At 42.3% G+C, this 21,662-nt stretch carries 20 protein-coding genes; 2 read left to right on the top strand and 18 right to left on the bottom strand.

Annotated elements, in window-relative coordinates; all coding sequences use genetic code 11:
• Nucleotides 1-11: 11 nt before the first annotated feature.
• Nucleotides 12-1,964, bottom strand: a complete 1,953-nt coding sequence (locus C2869_RS06490) for a sulfatase family protein (protein ID WP_108602181.1) — start codon at nucleotides 1,962-1,964, stop codon at nucleotides 12-14.
• A 251-nt stretch (nucleotides 1,965-2,215) separates the two neighbouring features.
• On the opposite strand from C2869_RS06490, the gene C2869_RS06485 reads away from it, so the two are divergent.
• Nucleotides 2,216-2,962, top strand: coding sequence for a FadR/GntR family transcriptional regulator (locus C2869_RS06485; protein WP_108602180.1), 747 nt, complete (start codon nucleotides 2,216-2,218; stop codon nucleotides 2,960-2,962).
• Nucleotides 2,963-2,998: 36 nt separating this feature from the next.
• On the opposite strand, the gene C2869_RS06480 is transcribed toward C2869_RS06485, so the two are convergent.
• From C2869_RS06480 to C2869_RS06400, 17 genes are all read right to left on the bottom strand, one after another.
• The gene (locus C2869_RS06480; protein WP_108602179.1) at nucleotides 2,999-3,904 is read right to left on the bottom strand and encodes a DUF4861 family protein; all 906 of its coding nucleotides are present in this window, start codon (nucleotides 3,902-3,904) and stop codon (nucleotides 2,999-3,001) included.
• 59 nt (nucleotides 3,905-3,963) lie between these two features.
• Entirely contained in the window at nucleotides 3,964-5,418 is a 1,455-nt protein-coding gene (gene gnd, locus C2869_RS06475) for a decarboxylating NADP(+)-dependent phosphogluconate dehydrogenase (protein WP_108602178.1), read from the bottom strand.
• 115 nt (nucleotides 5,419-5,533) lie between these two features.
• Nucleotides 5,534-6,250 (bottom strand): FadR/GntR family transcriptional regulator, encoded by a 717-nt coding sequence (locus C2869_RS06470; RefSeq protein ID WP_228710784.1) that lies wholly within the window; start codon nucleotides 6,248-6,250, stop codon nucleotides 5,534-5,536.
• A 339-nt stretch (nucleotides 6,251-6,589) separates the two neighbouring features.
• Nucleotides 6,590-7,912, bottom strand: a complete 1,323-nt coding sequence (locus C2869_RS06465; protein WP_108602176.1) for an alginate lyase family protein — start codon at nucleotides 7,910-7,912, stop codon at nucleotides 6,590-6,592.
• Nucleotides 7,913-7,995: 83 nt separating this feature from the next.
• Nucleotides 7,996-8,883, bottom strand: coding sequence for a hypothetical protein (locus tag C2869_RS06460; protein WP_108602175.1), 888 nt, complete (start codon nucleotides 8,881-8,883; stop codon nucleotides 7,996-7,998).
• A gap of 33 nt (nucleotides 8,884-8,916) precedes the next feature.
• The gene (locus C2869_RS06455; RefSeq protein ID WP_108602174.1) at nucleotides 8,917-9,543 is read right to left on the bottom strand and encodes a hypothetical protein; all 627 of its coding nucleotides are present in this window, start codon (nucleotides 9,541-9,543) and stop codon (nucleotides 8,917-8,919) included.
• Entirely contained in the window at nucleotides 9,543-10,214 is a 672-nt protein-coding gene (gene larB, locus C2869_RS06450; protein ID WP_108602173.1) for a nickel pincer cofactor biosynthesis protein LarB, read from the bottom strand. The genes C2869_RS06455 and larB overlap by 1 nt, the downstream gene beginning before the upstream one ends.
• On the bottom strand, nucleotides 10,211-11,083 hold the full coding sequence (locus tag C2869_RS06445; protein ID WP_228710783.1) for an adenine nucleotide alpha-hydrolase family protein: 873 nt from the start codon (nucleotides 11,081-11,083) through the stop codon (nucleotides 10,211-10,213). The genes larB and C2869_RS06445 overlap by 4 nt, the downstream gene beginning before the upstream one ends.
• Before the next feature lie 18 nt (nucleotides 11,084-11,101).
• Nucleotides 11,102-12,388, bottom strand: a complete 1,287-nt coding sequence (gene larC / locus C2869_RS06440; RefSeq protein ID WP_108602172.1) for a nickel pincer cofactor biosynthesis protein LarC — start codon at nucleotides 12,386-12,388, stop codon at nucleotides 11,102-11,104.
• Between the two features lie 35 nt (nucleotides 12,389-12,423).
• Nucleotides 12,424-13,713: a lactate racemase domain-containing protein gene (locus C2869_RS06435; RefSeq protein ID WP_108602171.1), complete on the bottom strand. Its 1,290-nt coding sequence runs from the start codon at nucleotides 13,711-13,713 to the stop codon at nucleotides 12,424-12,426.
• Between the two features lie 4 nt (nucleotides 13,714-13,717).
• Nucleotides 13,718-14,197: a gluconokinase gene (locus C2869_RS06430; RefSeq protein ID WP_108602170.1), complete on the bottom strand. Its 480-nt coding sequence runs from the start codon at nucleotides 14,195-14,197 to the stop codon at nucleotides 13,718-13,720.
• 11 nt (nucleotides 14,198-14,208) lie between these two features.
• A complete protein-coding gene (locus tag C2869_RS06425) occupies nucleotides 14,209-15,507 on the bottom strand; it encodes a TRAP transporter large permease (protein ID WP_108602169.1) in 1,299 nt (432 codons plus the stop codon).
• 7 nt (nucleotides 15,508-15,514) lie between these two features.
• The gene (locus tag C2869_RS06420; protein ID WP_108602168.1) at nucleotides 15,515-16,006 is read right to left on the bottom strand and encodes a TRAP transporter small permease; all 492 of its coding nucleotides are present in this window, start codon (nucleotides 16,004-16,006) and stop codon (nucleotides 15,515-15,517) included.
• Nucleotides 15,999-16,988 (bottom strand): TRAP transporter substrate-binding protein, encoded by a 990-nt coding sequence (locus tag C2869_RS06415; RefSeq protein WP_108602167.1) that lies wholly within the window; start codon nucleotides 16,986-16,988, stop codon nucleotides 15,999-16,001. Before C2869_RS06415 ends, C2869_RS06420 begins: the two co-directional genes overlap by 8 nt.
• 72 nt (nucleotides 16,989-17,060) lie before the next feature.
• Nucleotides 17,061-17,903 carry a 5-dehydro-4-deoxy-D-glucuronate isomerase gene (kduI, locus tag C2869_RS06410; RefSeq protein WP_108602166.1) on the bottom strand — a complete coding sequence of 281 codons (843 nt, stop codon included), beginning with the start codon at nucleotides 17,901-17,903 and terminating at the stop codon, nucleotides 17,061-17,063.
• A 17-nt stretch (nucleotides 17,904-17,920) separates the two neighbouring features.
• On the bottom strand, nucleotides 17,921-18,691 hold the full coding sequence (gene kduD / locus C2869_RS06405; RefSeq protein WP_108602165.1) for a 2-dehydro-3-deoxy-D-gluconate 5-dehydrogenase KduD: 771 nt from the start codon (nucleotides 18,689-18,691) through the stop codon (nucleotides 17,921-17,923).
• 115 nt (nucleotides 18,692-18,806) lie between these two features.
• Complete coding sequence (locus C2869_RS06400) at nucleotides 18,807-20,273, bottom strand: mannitol dehydrogenase family protein (RefSeq protein WP_108602164.1); 1,467 nt, start codon at nucleotides 20,271-20,273, stop codon at nucleotides 18,807-18,809.
• Between the two features lie 513 nt (nucleotides 20,274-20,786).
• On the opposite strand from C2869_RS06400, the gene C2869_RS06395 reads away from it, so the two are divergent.
• Nucleotides 20,787-21,635, top strand: coding sequence for a type 2 periplasmic-binding domain-containing protein (locus C2869_RS06395; protein ID WP_108602163.1), 849 nt, complete (start codon nucleotides 20,787-20,789; stop codon nucleotides 21,633-21,635).
• Nucleotides 21,636-21,662 lie beyond the last annotated feature (27 nt).

Genomic DNA, 21,662 nt, shown 5'->3' with positions numbered 1-21,662 from the left:
AAATGAAAGAACTACCAAGCCGTTTTCAAGTAGGCAATACGTGCAGCGACCGAGCCATTTTGGTATTTTTTCGGGCTGTAATACGGGTCTGATTTATCGGGTAAACTCGACCATTCCTCTTTAGGTGTTATATTAAATTGGTAGCCCAGCGTATCATGCAGTACTGCTGCAATATTCATGATCTCTAGCGCTTCAAGTTGATGCTCCGATTGCGCAATCAGCTTTTCAAAAGCTGCAACTGGATCCGAATTATTAACTCGTGCTAAAAACTCAATTGCCCGCGCTTGAACTAACTTAAAATGATTGTTTGTCGTTAAGGTTTGCACTTGACGCGTGAAGGCTTTAGCTTGCTGGCCAAAATAATTTAACGCCACTAACGCCCAGTATTTTTCATCTTGATTGCCCAGTTGTAATATTCGCTTGAGCTGAGGGCGCGCTTGATTAAAAGGCAGTAACATGAGATCGGCCGCGCTGACTAATTTAGCGATATGCGCTTTCTGGCTTGCGGCAAATTTGACGCTGTCATGGTTTTGCAATTGATCAAGCTTAGCCTCTGAAATAAAGCCTAAGTCACCGCTGTTTTTTACCTGATTTTGCACTTGTTTGCGCATCAAAGTAAGTTGCTTAATGTGTTCAGCCTGTGTTGCTAAGTTATTCAGCTCTTGCGGATCAACAGATAAGTCATACAAGGCCTCAACAGGTTTAGCTTTAAAAAACTGCGCCTGAGTCGCATTTAACTTGTCGGCTTTATACAGCTCTCGCCACTGTTGGTAAGCTAGGTTTTTAAAGCGGTAATTTTGCTGCAATCCATCTGGATTCATAGGTAAGTAATTACGTACATACTTATATTTACCTATTCTTAACGTACGCACCAAATCATAACGCTCACCAAAACGATCGGCATAAGCAAACACCTTGTCGCGATTTTGCTCGCTTTGTTTACCCAAAAACGACTGTCCGTCTTGGTAGTTAGCACTTGGTAGCCCAGCTAAATCCAGCACTGTCGGCGCCATATCAACAAAGCTCACCATGTTGTTAACCCGACTACCTGAGGTCAAATCATCATGCAATAGGTGGCGAAAATTATCAGGTATGCGTACAACTAATGGAATGCGTAAGCCTTGCTCATTAGCAAAGCTTTTAGAACCCGGTAAAACACCGCCATGATCACCAAAATAAAACACAAATGTATTGTCGAGTTCGCCTGCTTGCTGCAATTCCGCTATCACTTTACCTATTTGAACATCAAGCTTAAGGTGCTGATCAAGATAACGTGCATAAGTATATCGAAATAAGGCGGTATCTGGATGTTTCGCGGCTAAAGCGACTTTAGCCGGATCATGCTGAGTCGGTTTATTGTTCACATCACCCGCTTTGAACATTAAATTAAATTCGTGCGTGGTCGTGAAAGTTTGAATATGGAAAAACGCTTGACCGGCGCGACGATTTTGCCAATGGGCTTTTTTGCCATTCTCGTTGAATTCAATTAACGGATCATGGGTAAAATTGAAATCAGTCTTGGCATTATTAGTCACAAAATAACCCGACTCTTTCATCAACCGATAAATCGATTTAATACTATTTTGATATTGTGCGCGGGCAAAAGCTCGGTGATGCATAGTACCCACTTTTGGCGCATAAGCGCCTAAAGCTAAAGTACTACGCGCCGTTGAGCAAACAGGCGCATTGGCATAAGCGTTATCAAACGTTAACCCTTGTGCCGCCAGTCGCTCTACATTTGGCATGGCTGCGCCGTGCTCTAAATTATATAAACGTAAATATTCGGCTGAATTATCCTCTGAAATAATCCAAACGAAGTTCGGTTTTTTTGCTGTGTTACTGGAGACGGTATTATCTGAGTTATTCGTTGTATTAACGGTATTTGCGTTAACCTGTACACTGAAAAAATTCGTAACGAGTCCAGCGGCTAATATTAACGTTTTTGTAATTTGGGCAATTTGCATTTTGTTAATCTTTAGTTAGAAACCTTAACTTGACTATGTCAGCAGGTTTATAAATGACACAAATGATAGGCTAAAACTAACAATTTTGTTGCTATATTAGAACCAACTTACCATTTATTTACAAAATATTGCTAGAAGAAGGTTTATGCTTGCACTGTTTGTAAATAATGCTAGGGAGTGAGTCGATTCATAGCGCATTATCTATTGATTTGATATTCTTATCTTTACTTATATGAAAACTGTTATCTGATATGAAGTCGTTCCAATTTACTCAAGTGCAGAAAAGCCATAGTCTGACTCATGAACTCGCTGAGCTATTAAGGCAAGGTATTCTCTCCGGTAAATTTAAAGTAGGTGAAAAATTACCCCCTTCCAAGGAAATAGAAGAACAAACGGGTGTGAGCCGCAGTGTAGTGCGCGAAGCCATTGCTCAATTACGCGCAGAAGGCTTAGTCGACAGCCGCCAAGGCGTAGGCGTTTTTGTTTCCTCTAAACCAAAAAAAGCCGGATTCGAAATAGATCAAGCCGAATTTGAAACTGTGCACAACGCAGTGCAAATTTTAGAATTACGCATGTCGGTAGAAGTGGAAATGAGTGCCATGGCAGCGCAAAAACGCACCGAGCAACAAATGCAAAACATACTTGATCGCATGCTAGAAATGGAACAAAAGATTGCCCAAGGTGAAGACGCAATTAAAGAAGATTTCGAGTTCCACAAAGCCATTGCGGACGCGTCTGGCAACCCCTACTTTAGGCGTTTTATTGAGTATATTGGTTCAGGCGTGATCCCAGCTCGCGAAATTATTACCAAATATGAGCAGGAGCCCGCAGCTCAAGGATTGCTCGATTTAATCCAAGATGAACATAGACAGATTGCTCGTGCTATTCAAGCTCAAGATCCTGAGTTAGCCAAAGCCTCAGTCAAAGCTCACCTTGGCAATAGCATTAAACGCCACAGCCAAGTGGAAGCTAATCTGGTAGCAGAGCCAAACTTATAGTAAGTTGCAGCGTGCTTAGCACACGCTGCAAGCAAATTACTTGTGATTGTTCAGGTAGTTTTGCCATTGACTAAATGTTTCAATCGCCTTGGCTTTTTGCCAGCCATAACCCGCTTTATAGCTAATTTCACCCTGACTATTGGTATTGAGTAAAATTAACGCATGACCTGCATCCTTAACTCCATTGCTGTCGATCGTCTTAAATTCCACAACACTTTCAGGGTTAACGACAACCGCAGTACCTAGCCCGTAACCATCTAGGTTTTCCCAAGTGGCTATCCAACCTTTATCTTTGTTGGTTTTAACCTGAGCTTTGCCATCATGCGTGGTAACACCAACAGTAACGGCTAACGAAGGAGCAGGTTGACCATCAACCAAAAAACGCGAAGACACTGAATATAAACGCTGACCTAATTCGATTGTGATCAACTTTTCTTCTTGATAGGTTTTACCCGCAATGTCACGTTCATAAAACAGTTTAAATTTTGTCTTTTCTTTTGTCTGTTCAAGGATCTGCCATTTTGTCCAAGTTTCCAAAGGCTCTCGTTGGCCATTTAGCCACAACGAGGTACCACCACAACCAGCAGATGAGCCAACATGATAGTTATCTAACCCTTCACCATGGTCTTCGTGATAGCTTTTACCTTGCTCAAAATGCAACTTGTACCATTTATTGATAATGGGATAGTCAACACGCTTTAACCAACAATCAACGCCAGCGTTCTCTGCGCCAGCTCGCGCAGCAGGACCATAAGCACGAAACGCCACCAAATCGTTCTCCCAAGCAAAGTCATCTTTGCGTTCTGGTACGTAGCGAGCGTAAGTCGACTTAGTGGCGGATGCCACTTCAACCTGTTGGTCTTGAGAGGATAAAGGGGTTGTCGCATTGCATCCAATAATGACGCTCGCAACCAGAAGGTGAAGAAAGCTAAATTTATACATAATTTTGCCCTATAAAATAAATAACAAAAAGGGGCAATACAGCCCCTGTTTTTAACAATTTACACGTCGTAAGTAGTAGAGGCGGTATCGCCCCCTCGCCCTGTCCAGTTAGTATGGAAGAATTCACCACGTGGTTTGTCTGTACGCTCATAAGTGTGAGCACCAAAGTAATCACGTTGCGCTTGTAACAAGTTAGCGGGTAAACGCGCTGTACGGTAACCATCAAAGTAGTTAAGTGCCGCAGTTAAGCAAGGCGCTGGCACACCATTAGCAATTGCTGTCGCTGCGACATTACGCCAGCTTGATTGAGCGTTGACGACAGTCTCTTTAAAGTAGTCATCCAGTAGTAAGTTATTAAGCTCTGGGTTCTTCTCAAACGCTTTTTTGATGTCACCTAAGAAAGCCGAGCGAATAATACAACCTCCACGCCACATTAACGCGATACCGCCGTAGTTAAGGTTCCAGTTGAACTCTTTCGCCGCTTCACGCATTAGGGTATAACCTTGTGCGTAACTAACAATTTTCGACGCTAGTACTGCTTGACGTAAGTCTTCGATAAACGCAGCTTTGTCGCCAGTGAATGACTTTTCTGGGCCTGCTAAAATCTTAGATGCTGCAACACGCTCGTCTTTTAATGCCGAAATACAACGAGCGAAGACTGATTCGGCGATAAGGGTAAGCGGAACACCTAAATCTAGGGCGACAACCCCTGTCCATTTACCTGTACCTTTTTGACCAGCCGTATCAAGAATTTTCTCAACTAATGGCTCACCGTCTTCATCTTTAAACGCCATGATATCGCGTGAGATTTCAACTAGGTAAGAATCTAATTCAGTGGTATTCCATTGTTTGAATACTTGATGAATTTCGTCGGCTGACAAACCAACCACTTCTTTCATGATTTGATACGCTTCACACAACAATTGCATGTCGCCGTATTCAATACCGTTGTGTACCATTTTAACGAAGTGGCCAGCGCCATTTTCACCAACATAGTCACAACAAGGCTCACCACCTTCAACTTTAGCTGAAATACCTTGGAAGATAGGCTTAACCTGTTGCCATGCTTCTAACGAGCCACCCGGCATAATTGAAGGCCCTTTCAAAGCGCCTTCTTCACCACCTGACACACCCGCACCGACAAAGTGAATACCTTTTTCTTTAAGGTAAGCTTCACGACGGATAGTGTCTGGGTAATGTGTGTTACCGCCATCAATAATGATGTCGCCTTCATCTAAATGCGGTACGAGTAACTCAATAAAATCGTCGACGGGCTGGCCAGCTTTAACCATTAACATGACTTTACGTGGCGTTGCTAATGAGTCGACCAACTCTGCAATACTTGCAGCACCACGAATATTTTTACCTTCTGCTCGGCCGTGTAAAAACTTCTCAACTTTAGCGTAACTACGATTAAACGCCGTTACCGTAAAGCCTTTTGACTCCATGTTTAAGATTAGGTTTTCACCCATTACAGCTAATCCCACTAAGCCAATATCTGATTTTTGTTTCATGTTTCACAGTTCCAGTTTAGAGACGTTAAATTGGCTCTTATACCCAAAAGCCGACATATACGCATTGTACACCTAGAAATATGATTGTAAAGTGGCCTTACCAATAAAGATACATTTAAACTTTGATCTTCTTGAATGACGTAGAGTCAAAAAAGGTCGCTGCGTCTTCTGTCGCTTGCTCTATATGCTTACGCATGGCTTGCCTTGATTTTTCGCTATCGCCTTGCGATAAGGCTTGATAAATTTCTTTGTGATCGTGGATCGATGGATGCACACCACGTTTTAACAAGCGTGATGAAAAAGAGCGGCTTAGATCAGATTGTTTACGTAGCTCCCAAAGCCAATTGATCACTGAGCTAATGGCGCTGTTGTTTGACGCATCCGCTATAATGGAATGAAATAAATGATCAAAAGCTTCAGCACATTCTTTCGAGTTTACTGCGCCTTCCATACCTGAAATGGCCTGTTGCAATGCCAATAATTGAGCTTGACTAATATATTGCGCGGCCAATGCACAAGCTTCGGTTTCAACAACTAACCTAAGTTGCAAAATTTCAAATGGCCCAGCCCCTTTATCCAATACCGGTAACTTAGTTTGCACCTCATTGATAAAAATGCCTGACCCAGTGCGGATCTCAATAATACCCGACAATTCAAGCGCAATCATGGCTTCGCGAATAATTGGACGACTGACATTAAGTTGTTCCGCCAGCGTTCGTTCAGAGGGTAAGCGACTGCCAGGCTTTAACACTTGCTGCTCAACCAAAGTGGTAATTTGATCAGCAACCTTTACGTACAGCCTGTCTGTTTTAATAGCGGTTAGTTCCATCATTTCACCGTTTTTTTATTATGTTCGCGTTTATCAAGAAAAATGGCTTGTGCGCTAAAAGCGCCTTTTATTCTGCCTCGTTCAAGGTTAAGAAACTAAAGTCATGTCGCCGCTAGAAATCAAGCCCGTAGCAGCTATGCTGCTATTGTCGAAATAAATTTCGACCTACATGGATGTAGGGAATGCCGTTAAGCGTCTGGAACAGCGCACGGCGACCTACATGGATGTAGGGAATGCCGTTAAGCGTCTGGAACAGCGTACGGCGACCTACATGGATGTCAATGCCATTAAGTTAACGATTTCTAGCTTCTGTCAACTAATCAAAATTAAATTGAAAAGGGACTAATAATAACAACGATATGCTGATTTACTGCCAGTTGGGTCGATATGTTTCAGCACATCTAGTGTTATAAAATCAGGTTTTGGTTGTATCAATAAACATTGCGCCAGTTCAGCCCTGTCTTCGGTTGCAACAATGGCCAACAAATCTTGCATGCCATTAAAATATTTAGGGTGTTGATACTTATCAAATGCAAGCTGTAAGAAATAGTAAAGGCGACCTAAACGCATTTTTTTATCTTTCACATTTTGCCAATAACCTTGCTGTTTAATAGCCGGCAAAATAAAGTCGATCATTTGCTGTAAACCTATGCCTTGTTCTGTTTGATAACGCCACATATCTAAACCAAGTTGGTCAGCAACACGAGCAGCAATAAAGTAGGCCTCTAAATTAAACAGCGAATAATGAATAGGCCGAGTACGCGCTAATTCATCCGGTTGTGCGCCACGCTCATCAACTTGTTGAGCCAAACGCTGTTTAAACACTTTATCAACAAATGTTTTAGCTAATGACTTCTGCCCTGTATACAAAGCATAAAAAGCAACCTGAGCCTCACAATAAGTACCGTGATTATTATGGGCCTGACAAGCTTGCTGCCCAATGGGGTTTGTCGTTAGCCATTGTAAATAATCAGCAAACCATGTTTTTAATTGGGTTTGTTGGCGGGTTGATAAAGCACCCGAAGGTGCAAGTAACGCAACATCGTCTAACATACGCATGTACCAACGTGTTTCGATTACACCATAGGGACGACCGTCACTTTTACCGGGTACAGCTTGCCCATAGTTTAAAGACGGATTCATCGCAGTTTGTGGGTTTAAAAACCAAGTATCAATGAGTAAAGCCGCGTGCTGAGCATACTGCTCACGCTTGGTATAATGATAGGCTAAAGACAAACTGCTAATTTGCATCAACATGTCATTCATTGCAGGTTTGTCTGATCCAGAACCCTTACTCGCGGGGTTCACTTGGCCATCTTTTTTAATCCAAGGCAAACCATCTGGCTTATCGGGATCAGGCCACCAATAAGGTCCGACACTAATATAATCGGCTTTGTTACCGCTGGGCGGGATTAAATTTTTATCCTGCACAGAAACCGGCTTCGCCTCTAGTGCTGAGTCGGCCGCACTAATTAAACTATCAACCACTCGGCGGGTGACCGGTTCGTTGTCGCTATACCTTTGTAAGCCTTGATTTAACCACTCAGCATTAATAATGATTGGATTAACAGATGTTAATTTATTGGCAGATGGTGTTTGGTCGTTTAAAGCACAAGCTGTCAAACAGCCCACTGCCGCTAGCAGTGCCGTAGCGCGTTTTATCATTATGGTTACCTTATTAACATTAGCTCTAGCAAGCTATTTAACAATAGCTATAGCCTTATCGCTTTTACTGTAATCTCTAAGCGTTATTGTAAATATTGGCTGAAATCAACCCAAAGTTTTGCTTCATCCAATGGCGTTTCTTTAGGCAAAATGGGATTATTAATCGGGATCACTTTCCATTTGTGCTGACTAATAATTTTCAGCGTATCCTTGTATAAGGTGGTCGATTCAAAGTATTGATCAAACTCGCCTGAATCAATAGACTTCAACATGCCTTGCTCGATGATTGTGGCAAGTTCAGGCTTGGCTTTGGTGACAAATGGATAAACCGCCGTTGGTAAACGTAACAGGATAGTGGTTTCTAGCTTAAGCGGTAAATGATTGTATTTTTCAAGCTCTGGCGCTATTTCCATGACACCGCGCGGAATATAATCAAAACGGCCACCTTCAAGCATAGGGTATAAATTTCTCGATTTTGTGGTGAGTACTGTATTAATCCCTTCGGCATTAAACACCTTGGTGGTTGTCCAAAAACGTCCAACCCCAGAGCGGATCGCTTTAAGTTGTTCAAACGTTTCAACATCTTTAAATACCGCTTCTTGCCCTTCACGGATCATCAAGGTGCGATAACTCATTAGGCCTTTTAAAATGGGCACACGAACAGGAATAAAGCGGTCTTCTATTTCTTGATTGGTGTTAAGCCACATAACGTCAATTAAACCGGCATCCATCTGGCTAAATGCTTGAGCTCGTGACAACTGTTTATTAATAACATTAATTTTAATGTGTTGCGCATTAGCGTGGCGTAATGCCATTGTTAACAAATGTTGGTTGTATTCCTTAAGAGATAATTCTTCAATATATATATTGATCGTTTGAGCAAACCCATTACCAATGAAAGCGCCAAATAAACACAATAGGCTTATGTAACGTTTAACCCTATTTGTTGAAACAATATCGGCTATTTTCATCTTTAAACTCCGCTCAATATAAAAGTACTTAAACTAACCAAGGATTAGCCAGTAACCACCCAAACCTATTGATAAAGAGCCAAGACCCAAAGTAAACCCTTGAGATGCCTTGGCGTGCAAGTTAAGTTTGGCTTGTATTTGCGAAAACCCCAAACCAAAACAAAACATACCTACCAAACAACCCACTGAAAAAAGGCCAATATGTTGTAAAAATTGCGTATCTAACATACTTGGCAGCAAAGCCAGCATAGGCGCACTGCCGGCAACACCATGCAACATACCAATGAATAAAGGCACATGGTCAGCTTTTTTTGTCTGTTTATCAGCGGATGAGTCTTGATAACCCACTAAGCGCTTACGCTTAAATAAAATAAATAACCGCGCGCCTAAATAGATTAATAATAGTCCGACCGCTAATTCAGCAGAATGCACAAACCAGTTAGGTAATTGATAACCAACTAAAACCAATGTTAATGCCAGCAGTAATAAAATACCGCCATGACCTAATCCCCATTTGCTGGCATATTTTAAAACCATTAATCGCTTTTGCGTTTGATTGGCGTAGGATGACATAGCCATAACATGATCAGCATCGAACGCGTGAAATACCCCAACGAATAAGCCTAACGCTAGCGCACTAAGTGTTTGCATATCCATCATTACTGATCCTCTAATTGCTTAAATTGACGCAAGGTTTTCACCACGCAAGCGGCTGCACCAAAGCCATTATTGATATTGACCGTCATAATACCCGGAGAACAGGATGCAAGGGCACTCGACAACGCAGCTTGGCCATGAGCAGAAACCCCATAACCCACCGCGCTTGGTACGGCCACAATGGGCGCAGTCACAAGGCCGGCCAGTACACTAAACAGCGCGCCTTCCATACCCGCAACCGCGATTATCATTTTGTACTGGCGGATAAGCTCTATCTTATCCATTAAGCGCCAAAGGCCTGCAACACCGACATCTGCAATAAGTGGCGCAGTAACGCCGTTAAACAACAAACTGCGCTGAGCTTCTTTTGCTACACTAAGGTCAGATGTGCCTGCACAAACAATACAAACCGACTTGGTATCGACACTATTGGCTTTAACATTGGCCATGGCTGTTTGTGAATGCGGGTCATAATCTAAAATTGACTGCTGCTGTTCAAGCAACGCACACCACTGCTCTTGTGATAAACGTGTCATGAATAAAGGCCGTTGCTGACTTAAATTGTGCTCAATAATCGCAATTAAATCGCCATTGGCTTTGCCTTGACAAAAAACCGCTTCAGCTACACCTGTGCGACTGGCTCGCTCCGCATCCCAAATAAATGCATCATTCATGCTCTAACCTCTTTAATCGCGATAACCTGAGCCGGCATTGAGTGCGGATTATTTGTTAAAAAAGCCGCGCCTTTTTTATACGGTCGAACCCCAAGTAACTTGTAGCCTTTTTTGCGACAAGTTGGCGTTATGTAGGTTGTAAATTGGTTTAATATTTTTTGTTCCGGCAAATGATCTAATTCAATCATCACGCCTTGGTGAGTAATACGGCAGCGAATATGTTGCAAGTTAGGAAAATACGCTCGGGTTTGATTTTCAATATTGTCTATAAAACGCATATCCTGCTTGCTAACTTGGATCCCCGTTTCAATGCGGCTAGCGAGACAGGGTTGAGCAGGTAAGGATTGTAACTCGGTTAATTTAAATGCAGTAGCTAACTGATAAATATCCGATTTACTAATACCTGCTTCAACATAAGGGTGCTGGACTTTACGCTCTTTGGCTGCAGTTAACCCTGGACGATAGTCATCGAGATCATCAACATTAGTGCCAGAAAAAATAACCGACTTTGTCGTGCTAAAAATTCGCTCATACAAATTGCTTTTACAAAAATAACAACGATTTACCGGATTACGTCGATAATTTTCGTCATCTAACTCATTAGCATCAATCACTTTTAATGGCCAATGATATTCTTCAGCATAAAACTGTACGCGGGCAAAAGCAGCCGCAGGTACAGCCGGTGAGTAAGCATGTACAGGGGTAATTTGACTATTAGAGAAACGATGCAGTAAATAGGTTAGCAACATACTGTCGATACCACCGCTAACAGCAACAGATATTTGCGAGTAACGATCAGCAAACGCCACTAACTTATTAAATTTTTCACTAAGCTGTGGATCAAGCAACATTCGAATATCAACTAGCATAATACTTACCCCACAAAATTAAACTGACTCTTTACTGTATTTTACCGCTCGACGCGCAGCGAGTGTCGGTAAGCTAACTAGCTCATCATGTTCCACTTTTACCGTGCGTTGCCCTTCGGGTCTGTCTACCCATTTAACCGCTAAATTTTCAATATGACCTGCGGTACGCGCTAAACATTGTCGCGCTTGCTGGTGATAACGCAGGCCAATCGTTGAGGTTTGCTGAAAACAAGCCTGAACGACTTCATCTAACTGTTGTGGTTTAACCAATAAACGGAAAGATTCTGTCGCTCGGTTTTTTTTCCCTTTGCTAGCATAAGTGACTAAATCGACAACTCCGGTAAAAGAACGTAATTTATCTGCTGCTAACGCCAACTCTTCACCTGTCATGTCGTCAATATCAAACTCGACCACGGTAATGGATTCAGAGCTGGGTTCTTCACTTAACGAAGTGTTTTGGGTAAAGGCGGTGGCCCGTAAAATATTCGGCATGCCTTTAAATTGCTTAGTACCTAGCCCGTAACCTATGGCTTGTAATACGCCGCAACTACGCGTAACCAAGCATTTTTGTTGCTTTAAATACCTAAGAATAGCCGCGCCTGTTGGGGTTATTCGTTCACCTGCTACGCCATCATCAATAAAACGAAAACCCGTTAATATCTCGGCCGTGGCCGGTGCCGGCACGGGGATCAAACCATGAGCCGTTTTCACTAAACCACTTCCCAAAGGCAGATCAGAAATACTCCATTTAACCTTGGTTAATTGCGCCAGAATAACGGCTATCGCGACCACATCCATCACAGAATCCCAATCGGCTAATTCGTGAAAATGCACATCGTCTAAGGTTTTGTTGTGCACCTTGGCTTCGGCTTTACCTATGATGGTTAATAAATCAATCGCAATCAATTTAACTGACTCAGCTAACTGACTTTGATTGATTAGTTGGCAAATAAATCGGTAAGTTGTGCGTTCAGAATGGCTATGCTCATGCTCATGATGAGTATGGTCATGTGTGTGCTTATGTCCATGCTCGTGCTTATGTTCGTGTTCGTGTTCGTGTTCGTGTGTATGATGATGGCCATTTTCTTCAGCGTTATTGTTAAGTGCTAACTTAAATTTTAAACCACTGATCCCTGAGTTAATCCCAGCATAAAGCTCCGCCTGCCCAATATTGTCAGGGATCACCTGAGCTACAGCCTCTAACACAGGCTTTTTTAAGCTAGGCTGACAATCGAGCATAGCGGCAATAAACATATCGCCGGCAATCCCGCCAACAATATCGAGATGAATGTGTGTGGAACTCATAATTAACCTCTTAAAACTTTAAAATAGGCTGATAATTACTGATTTTCAAAGTTTTCTTTGGTTGTCCATAACCCTAGCGCCGGATTACTCACATAGAAAATCTCTTCGCCGTCAGGCAGGGTATTCCAGCCATTTTTTAAAGACTCAATTGGGTAACGTTGAACCATCTCATCGTAATGGCAATATTGATAGTTAACTTGCTCAATTTCTTGCTGACTCACTTCATCTTTTGGACAATAAGTCACAGTAAAACGATTATCACTCGTGCCGTGGATCAAATGAGCCGCCGCAGACAAGTTGTCTTTTAAATCAGGATTATTGTCAATTGCCGCTAAGGTTTCGTCCGTCGTGCGGTAACCAAATTTACGGATCAAGCCGTCAATAGATATGTCTTCACCAAAGCGTTTTAAGCCAGGTGCCAACACAATTAATTCACCACCATCGGCAATCGCCATGCGAGTACGATAAATCGACTTATTGCCTAACCAAGTGGTTTTAAATTCTGTCGGATCAAGATACACCACGGCTTTTTTAATTGGCTTATCTAATAAATTTAGGTTTTGCTGCTGGCTTAATAAACTGGCTTGCTCGTAGGTCGCATAACTATTGCCACAAAATACACCTTTAAGCGCTAACTCATCCTGATGTTTACCCAATACTGTAAAAATAAAATCAATAGGTAAGTGAGCTAGATATTGATCAAACCCTTCATTCAATGCCTGACGCACTGGGGTTAAAATACGCCCCATAATACGCTCCATACCATACGCAGCCCCCAAAAAGTGAGACTTATGTATAGTATCTTCACCGCCAACACCAATGAGAATATTCTTAGTATAGTTAGCCATGCCAATCACTTCGTGCGGCACAATTTGCCCTATTGAAACAATGGCATCCCAATCTTCATCTAATAGCAACTTATTCACCCCAACATCCATGGTGTAATTAAGTTTACCTTCAGATAAAGCCAACATACGCTCTGAGCTGATTTGCCCAACTTTTTTTACATCTTTGCGCCAAAAATGCGGTTTAAAACAAGACTTTGGAATATCTGTGCCAAACATCATATCCAATTCCTTGTCGGTCATCGGATCATGAGTGCCAAGCGCTGGCATAATTTGGATCTCACATTGGTCTTTAAGTTGTTGATATAAGTGCTGAGTGATGAATCCTGCTTTAGAATGAAAACGGGTTAAGTCTGGCGGTAATAGCAACACACGTTTTGCTGTCGATAAACGCGTAGCAATATATTGGTCAATTAACGCGCATAATTGAGTGTCGTTAATCTGGGCGTTTTCAGCCGTTTGATGAAGAGAAAAAGTCATAAAATTATAAAGCCTTTAAAATATCGGAGACAAGCTCATCTACGGGTTGATCAATCGAAACGGTAATAGCGGATGCTGGTTCTTCCAACGTATCTAACTGAGATTGCAAAAGGTCAGCTTGCATAAAATGACCTTTACGCCCTTTTAAGCGAGCAAGCAAAGTCGCAAACGAACCTTGTAAATAGATAAATTGCACAACTTGGCTATCAACTGACGCCAATAAATCACGATAGCTCTGCTTTAACGCTGAGCAAGCTAATACCGCACCGCCATCACGTTGCCACTGCGCCATATTGTCAGCCAAACTTTGCAACCAAGGCCATCTATCTTCATCGTTTAACGGCATGCCTGCCGTCATCTTGGCGACATTGGCCTTAGGGTGAAAATCATCAGCATCATAAAAAGCGACATTGAGCTGTTCAGCTAGCATTTGCCCTACGGTTGATTTTCCGCAACCACTTACTCCCATTACGACATAGATCATCTAACTTATCCTTAACCTAAACCGAATAATGCCGGTAAAAACTCACTAATCGCTGGCACGTAAGTTACCAACATGAGTACACAAAACATGGCAAAATACAGAGGTAATAACGGCTTAATGATTTTCTCTATTGAGGTTTTTGCCACGGCACAGCCAACAAATAATACGGAACCAACTGGTGGCGAACATAAACCAATCGACAAGTTAAGTACTATCATGATACCGAAATGTAACGGCGACATACCAAGCTGCTCAGCAACCGGTAAAAAGATCGGTGTGAAAATTAATACCGCAGGCGTCATATCCATAAAGGCGCCAATTAAAATCAAACACAAATTAATCAAAAGTAGAATTAAAATCGGGTTTTCACTTAGGGTTAATAAGAACTCGCTGATAGCTTGTGGAATATTGACATAGGACATAATCCAAGACATAGCCGACGACGCGCCAATCAGCAACATAACAATGGCTGTGGTTTCAGCGGCTTTAAGTAAAATGCTAGAAAGCTCACTAATCTTAACTTCTTTGTAAATACCAACGGATAAAATTAAAGAATACAGTACAGCAATGGCGCCCGCTTCAGTCGCGGTAAACACACCACCTATAATGCCGCCGATGACAATAAAAATAAGCAATAAGCTGGGTAGGGCCGCAACCACTTTTTCAATAACAATACTGAAAGGTAAACGATCACCCGTTGGGTAACCATGCAGTTTTGAATAACCAGCACAAACAATCATCAGTGCTAATGCCACCAAAATACCCGGTAAATAACCCGCCACAAATAACGCCGCAATTGACACCCCGCCACTAGCGATGGCGTAAATAATTAAAATATTGCTCGGTGGTATCAACATACCGGTTGTTGCCGCTGCACTGGTCACCGCAGTAGCAAAGTTTTTGTCGTAACCTTTTTGTTCCATTTGCGGGATCATAAAGCTACCAATCGCACTCGTGGCCGCCACGGCTGAACCGGAAATAGCACCAAACATAGTACAAGACAGCACGTTAACTAGCGCTAAACCACCAGGTAACATACCAATCAATGCCATGGCACATTCGATTAACCGCTTGGCTATTCCGCCGCGTCCCATGATCAAACCTGAAAGCACAAAAAATGGGATAGCCAATAATACAAAGCTGTTGACCCCACCAGCCAAACGCTGAGAAACGGTAGTCACGGCTGGCGCAAAATCGATACTGAACAGCATGGTAACCGCAGTGGCAATACCTATGCTAAAGGAGATCGGCACGTTCAATAGCAATAACGCAAAGAAAGTGACAACTAATACAATGCCTGAATATTCCATGATGAACCTACAAGGATTTAATTTGAGTAATGAGGTGGCGAACTTTATTAATACCAAATAAAGCAATAATGGCACCGGCGATAGGGACAGCAAAATAAACGTAACCCATTTTCAAGCCAAGCGCTGCCGAGGTTTGTACTGGTGTCATGGTTAAATCGACCAAAGATATTCCGCCGTACACCATTACAAAAATAGCAAAGCCAACAACCAAGCTATGAGACAAGGTTGCCGCCAACAACTTACCGCGCTCAGACAGTTTGTTTACCACAACATCCAAACCTAAATGAGATCCCAATTGATAAGCATAAGCCGCACCAAACAAGCTGATCCAAATAAGAACAAAACGCGCTGCTTCTTCGGTTGTTGAGCTAGGCGACTGCAATACATAACGACTAAACACTTGCCAAGTTACCCCAACAACAATAATCGCCATAAGCGCAACCAGTAACTTTTTCAGTAAAGCCTCGATATGAAATACCACTGAGTCTAAATTACCCATTATCCCCCCTATACATAGCTGCAATACGCTCTAAGTAATTGCCAATACGCGTCCCTTTAAAGGATGCATGAAAATCTTTTACCGCATTAACAAAAGGGGCTTTATCAGGATAAATCACCTCAACCCCAGCTTTTTTCACTTCGGCCAGGGCTTCTAGCTCGCCTGCTCGCCATAGCTCTTTTTGTAATTCAACGGAGTCAGCCATGGCTAATTCAAGCCATTGTTTTTGCTGGGCAGTTAAATTGTCATAAATATGCTTACTGCCCATGACAACATCGGGAACAGAGGTATGTTCGTTTAAAATATAATATTGACTGATTTCGTAGTGGCGCGACAAATAAAACGAAGGGGGATTGTTTTCGGCACCGTCTACCACGCCTTGCTGCAACGCTGCATATAACTCACCAAATGAAATTGGCGTTGCTGCACCGCCAAAGGCTTCAACCATACGCACCGCTGTTTGGCTTTCCATCACGCGGATTTTTTTACTAATTAAATCTTTAGGCGTCTCAACTTTAGTGTCAGTCATATAAAAACTACGACTGCCTGCATCATAAAAACCGAGTCCTACCAAATGCGCTTTTTGCGCCTCATACAACAGGCTTTTGCCGATATCGCTATTTAATACCGACCAACGATGATCACGACTTTGAAAAATATACGGCAGACTAAATACCTTCATCTCAGGTACGAAGCCCTCAATCGTCGCAGCCGACACTTTAGCCATGGCTAAACTACCAATTTGCAGTAATTCGACCATTTCGCGTTCGTTACCTAACTGAGCACTCGGATAGATTATAATTTCCATTGTGCCATTAGAGTAATGAGCCAAGCGCTGCGCCATGTGCACCATAGCTTTATGTACACTATGCTCTGTATCTAAGGTGTGTCCCATGCGTAACACAACCTTATCGCCACCATCCATACAGCCAACGATTAACCATGTTAAACCGATGAGAAAACTCGTTTTAATCCACCGCATTTTTAATGCCTCGTTTTAAAAAGAAGGCAGAGAGATAAATCCATCCTCCACTGCCTTCGCACACACAAACTGTTATCGTAAATCGCTTGCTTGATGAACATCCATATCATCATAGGCCAAGTTTTCACCTGCCATACCCCATACAAATGAGTAGTTAGACGTACCACACCCCGAATGGATAGACCAAGGCGGTGATACGACAGCTTGCTCATTGGCAACCCAAATATGACGCGTTTCCTGTGGTTCGCCCATAAAATGACAAACGGCTTGATTCTCAGGTAAATCAAAATAAAAATAAGCTTCCATTCGGCGATCATGTTGATGCGCAGGCATCGTATTCCAAACGCTACCCGGTTGTAGGCAAGTGATCCCCATTTGTAACTGACAGGTATCAACCACACCATTGACAATAAGCTGGTGAATACGGCGCTGATTAGACGTTTCTAAACTACCCAGTTCTAAAATATTAGCATCCTGCAAACCAACCTTTTTAATCGGAAATGCTTTATGAGCGGGTGACGAGTTTATATAAAAGTGAGCAGGGTTAGCCTTGTCAACACTGCTAAACACAACCTCTTTATTACCTTGACCAACATATAAGGCCTCTTTAGCTGCCAACTGATATTCAGTACCGTCAATAGTAACAGTGCCTAAACCACCCACATTAACTACGCCTAACTCACGACGGTCTAAAAAGTGTTCAGACTTTGTTTCATCGATAGCGGTTAAGCTTAACGCCTCATCAACCGGCACCACACCACCGACAATGTATCTGTCATAGTGAGTATAGATTAAAGTGATCTGATCTTGCGTCATAAAGTCTTGGCACAAAAACTCGTCACGTAACTGTTCGGTTACAAAGGTTTTAACTTCATTGCGGCCAATGGCGTAGCGCGTAGTACAATTAACTGTCATTTTTCTTTCCTCAATATTTAGCGAGCTAACCAACCGCCATCAACAGCCAATATGTGGCCATTGACATAGTCACTTGCAGCAGACGATAAAAATACCGCAGCCCCAACCAATTGCTCTGGCTCACCCCATTGACCAGCGGGTATACGATTTTGAATGTCGCGATTACGCTCAGGATTGTCTTGTAATGCTTGTGTGTTATCCGTTCTAAAATAACCTGGCGCAATAGCATTAACTTGAATATTGTTAGCGGCCCACTCGTTGGCTAATGCTTTGGTTACACCGGCAATACCGTGTTTACTGGCTGTGTAAGCAGGTACAGTAATACCGCCTGAGTAAGACAACATAGAGGCGATATTGACGATTTTACCACTGCCTTGCTCAATCATTTTTTTGCCAATTAAGCGGCTTAACAAAAATGCATTGTTTAAATTGATATTAATGACTTTTAGCCATTCGTCTTCAGGAAAGTCTACAGCCGGATAGCGAGCAATAGTGCCGCCGTTATTAATTAACACATCAATACTGCCTTGCCATTCAAGAGCAGATTGGGCAAGTGCGCTAACCGACTCACTGTCGTTTAAATCAGCTGCAATCTGGATCGCTTCGCCACCCATTTCAGTAATTTTTTGCACCGTATCATCACAGCCGCCCATGCGAGAGCTGCTACAAACTACCTTGGCACCGGCGTTAGCCAAACCTAAAGCCAGTGCTTGACCTAAGCCTCGACTACTACCAGTGACTAAGGCTGTTTTACCTTGTAAAGAGAACATCTTATTTGCATCAAGCATGATAAACCTTTTATTTTTTCTATTACGTATTGGCTGTTGCTTTAACGTTACTCTGCGACAGCATCTAGTTTTTTAAATGTGCTTTCATTAAATAAAAGCCCAGCGACAAATCCATTTAGCGAGCCGCTAATCTAGCTAATAAATCATCCAACCTGTGATAAGCAGACACAACTGAATCAATGAAAATTGAGTTTTCCAGTAATGACTGACACACCACACCGTCAATGGATAAAAACGCTTTAATATCTTGAGCGACATCACCATTAAAACGATTAACTGCCAAAACTAAAGCCTGTGCTTTAGGATCTGCTATTTCATCACCCTGTTTTGTGCGAGCAACGACAAAGCGGATCCAAGCAGCAACCACCATACTTAACTGCTCGATAGAACGTCCCGCTTTAATGTTTTCTTCAATTGGGGCTAAGGTGCGTACAGGAATTTTCAACGAACCGTCTGCCGCAATTTGCAGCAATAAATGACGAATAGCAGGGTTTTGGTAGCGACTTAATATATCGTCAGCATAGCTTGCTAAATCAAGTCCAGTTGGCGCATCTATACTCGGGATAATTTCGTAAGTTAATAGGCTAGCGATAAAGCTGCGAACTTTATCATTGCTTATCGCGTCGTATACTGTTTCATAGCCCAGCAAGGTGCCAATATACGCCAGCGCTGAATGGGTACCATTTAAGATGCGTAACTTAGCGCGTTCAAAACCGGCTACATCATTGGTAAACAATACACCGGCTTGTTCCCACGCAGGGCGCTCAAAGCCGTCTAAATCTTCTATTACCCATTGCGCAAAAGGTTCTCTTTGCACGGGCACTAAATCACTAAACCCTAAGTTAGCTTCCACAGCATTTAATGTTTCGCTTTCTGTTTTAGGGGTAATGCAGTCCACCATGGTATTAGGGAATAATGCCTGACTTTCAATCCAACTCGCTAAAGCAGGATTGATATGATTGGCCATAGCAATCACAGCTGACTTTAATTTATCGCCGTTATCAGGCAAATTATCACAGGCCAATACATTAAAAGCCGGTTGTTGATTATCAAAGCGTTGTTTAAAACCGGCCACTAAAATACCGACCGCGGTTTTTGGCTGCTCAATGTGGGCAATGTCGTGCTGGACATCGGCAATTTCTTGATTCAATTGGCCTAATTCGTTCAGGCAATAGCCTTTTTCAGTAACCGTCAGTGAAACCATTTTTACGCTAGGTAAAGCAATGGTCGCCAACACTTGGTCAATTTGGCTGGACGCCACTAACGCATGTTTAATCGAGCCAATCACTTGGAAATGTTGCTCGGTACCACAAATAACATTGGTATATAAACCTTGTTGTTCATTAAGTGCGCTTTTTAATGCTTCATTTCTAAAAGCAACGCCACAAATTCCCCAGCGGGTATCTTGAGTTTTATTTAACGCAAGGTCGGTAAAGACCGCTTGATGAGAACGATGAAATGCACCTAAACCTAGGTGGACAATCCCTATTTGTAAGTCCTGACGCTGATATTTTGGATAATCAATCAATTGCGCATGCGTATTTAGCTTGAACTGCGCCAACAACGGCTCACCTAATCTCACTGTTATACCTATCAAGTTATACGATAACTAAATTTTAACGAATTTGAGCTATCATTTGTGTATGCAATAATCACAGTATAAGCATAGAAATAGTATAGTCAAGTGGCCTTACCAATATAATTACACTAATATATAGTCAAAGCGATCAGGTTTTAGGGGCAGGTTTCTAGTTCCAGACAAAACCTAAGTACTTACATCCATGTAAGCAAAGCCGTCAAAGCTACCGCGTCCTGCTCTCGCCCCTTACCTGCATCCATGCAGGCAAGCTTCGAGACCCCATGAGCATATGCTCTACTATGTGATTAGGGCTGCCGCTCTTAATGGAAGAAAGTGGATTTAGGTATTAGGACGACGCAGGAGCCACAGGTTTCCTGTTCCAGACGAAACCTAAGCACTTACATCCATGTAAGCCAAGTCGAGAGTAAGCGCTGACAATGAACCATAAGACCTGAGCGAGAAGATTATACACTATAATGAGTGTGAGTAGATTAAACCAGTTCGAGGCTAAGCTTTATGCTTTGGCGTTATTTAGATAAAAAATCAATGTTTATCAATAGATTAACCAAAAGGGTTTTAATATTGCTCGTTTGTTTAGTCTGTAGTTGGCCAGTCTATTGCGCTGAAAAAGTTATTTTAATTTCTCCGAGTGACTCGCCAAATGATGCACGAGGCGAGTATGCATTTACTCTTTTACAAAAGGCGCTCAACGCCAGTCAACTCAATCAAAACTACCAAGTCGAGTTAAGCCAACCGATTAACGAGGCCCGCGCCTATAAACAATTAACCCAAGGCCGAAGCTTACACGTTATGTGGGCAGCCTATAGAGCACATTGGCAGCAACAACTCAACCAAATCAATAAACCCATACTAAAAGGATTGCTCGGCCAACGTGTTTTTTTAATCAATCAACAAGAGCAAGTGAGGTTTAATCAAATTAATCATTTACATCAACTTAAAGCACTCAATTTAGGAACCGGACATATCTGGTCGATTACTCCCATTTTAAAACGCCATGGCTTTAACCTTGTCACTTCTTCTAGCTATGACGGATTATTTGCTATGTTAAGCAAGCAACGATTTGACTATTTTCCACGTGGCATTAACGAAGTCATTGCTGAGTATCGCTATCGTAAACCGCAATACCCTAATTTGACTATTGAAAAAACCATACTGTTACAACTTGACCTACCCGTATACTTTTATGTTACGCCTTCCAAGCCGCAATTAGCTGTCGATATAACACGAGGCTTAGATACCCTAGAGCACACAGGTCAATTTGATCGCTTATTTAATCAGTATTTTGCCCATTTAGATCAGGCATTAAATTTATCCACTCGCAAAGTTTTTAAGGTTGCGCAATAATCTATAGCCAAAGCGATCAGGTTTTAA

The sequence above is a fragment of the Saccharobesus litoralis genome (genome assembly GCF_003063625.1).
Classification (GTDB): domain Bacteria; phylum Pseudomonadota; class Gammaproteobacteria; order Enterobacterales; family Alteromonadaceae; genus Saccharobesus; species Saccharobesus litoralis.
Note: the sequence above shows the minus strand (reverse complement) of the source record. Positions and strands in the feature narration are given on the sequence as shown.

Excerpts from the sequence above, each read along its gene's own strand:
- C2869_RS06395 (WP_108602163.1), top strand. The coding sequence starts at position 20,787 with ATGCTTTGGCGTTATTTAGATAAAAAATCAATGTTTATCAATAGATTA.
- C2869_RS06435 (WP_108602171.1), bottom strand. The coding sequence starts at position 13,713 with ATGACTTTTTCTCTTCATCAAACGGCTGAAAACGCCCAGATTAACGAC.
- C2869_RS06425 (WP_108602169.1), bottom strand. The coding sequence starts at position 15,507 with ATGGAATATTCAGGCATTGTATTAGTTGTCACTTTCTTTGCGTTATTG.
- C2869_RS06430 (WP_108602170.1), bottom strand. The coding sequence starts at position 14,197 with ATGATCTATGTCGTAATGGGAGTAAGTGGTTGCGGAAAATCAACCGTA.
- gnd (WP_108602178.1), bottom strand. The coding sequence starts at position 5,418 with ATGAAACAAAAATCAGATATTGGCTTAGTGGGATTAGCTGTAATGGGT.
- C2869_RS06445 (WP_228710783.1), bottom strand. The coding sequence starts at position 11,083 with ATGCTAGTTGATATTCGAATGTTGCTTGATCCACAGCTTAGTGAAAAA.
- C2869_RS06480 (WP_108602179.1), bottom strand. The coding sequence starts at position 3,904 with ATGTATAAATTTAGCTTTCTTCACCTTCTGGTTGCGAGCGTCATTATT.
- larC (WP_108602172.1), bottom strand. The coding sequence starts at position 12,388 with ATGAGTTCCACACACATTCATCTCGATATTGTTGGCGGGATTGCCGGC.
- C2869_RS06460 (WP_108602175.1), bottom strand. The coding sequence starts at position 8,883 with ATGAAAATAGCCGATATTGTTTCAACAAATAGGGTTAAACGTTACATA.
- larB (WP_108602173.1), bottom strand. The coding sequence starts at position 10,214 with ATGAATGATGCATTTATTTGGGATGCGGAGCGAGCCAGTCGCACAGGT.
- C2869_RS06465 (WP_108602176.1), bottom strand. The coding sequence starts at position 7,912 with ATGATAAAACGCGCTACGGCACTGCTAGCGGCAGTGGGCTGTTTGACA.
- kduI (WP_108602166.1), bottom strand. The coding sequence starts at position 17,903 with ATGACAGTTAATTGTACTACGCGCTACGCCATTGGCCGCAATGAAGTT.
- C2869_RS06470 (WP_228710784.1), bottom strand. The coding sequence starts at position 6,250 with ATGATGGAACTAACCGCTATTAAAACAGACAGGCTGTACGTAAAGGTT.
- C2869_RS06485 (WP_108602180.1), top strand. The coding sequence starts at position 2,216 with ATGAAGTCGTTCCAATTTACTCAAGTGCAGAAAAGCCATAGTCTGACT.
- C2869_RS06415 (WP_108602167.1), bottom strand. The coding sequence starts at position 16,988 with ATGCGGTGGATTAAAACGAGTTTTCTCATCGGTTTAACATGGTTAATC.
- C2869_RS06420 (WP_108602168.1), bottom strand. The coding sequence starts at position 16,006 with ATGGGTAATTTAGACTCAGTGGTATTTCATATCGAGGCTTTACTGAAA.
- C2869_RS06455 (WP_108602174.1), bottom strand. The coding sequence starts at position 9,543 with ATGATGGATATGCAAACACTTAGTGCGCTAGCGTTAGGCTTATTCGTT.
- kduD (WP_108602165.1), bottom strand. The coding sequence starts at position 18,691 with ATGCTTGATGCAAATAAGATGTTCTCTTTACAAGGTAAAACAGCCTTA.
- C2869_RS06490 (WP_108602181.1), bottom strand. The coding sequence starts at position 1,964 with ATGCAAATTGCCCAAATTACAAAAACGTTAATATTAGCCGCTGGACTC.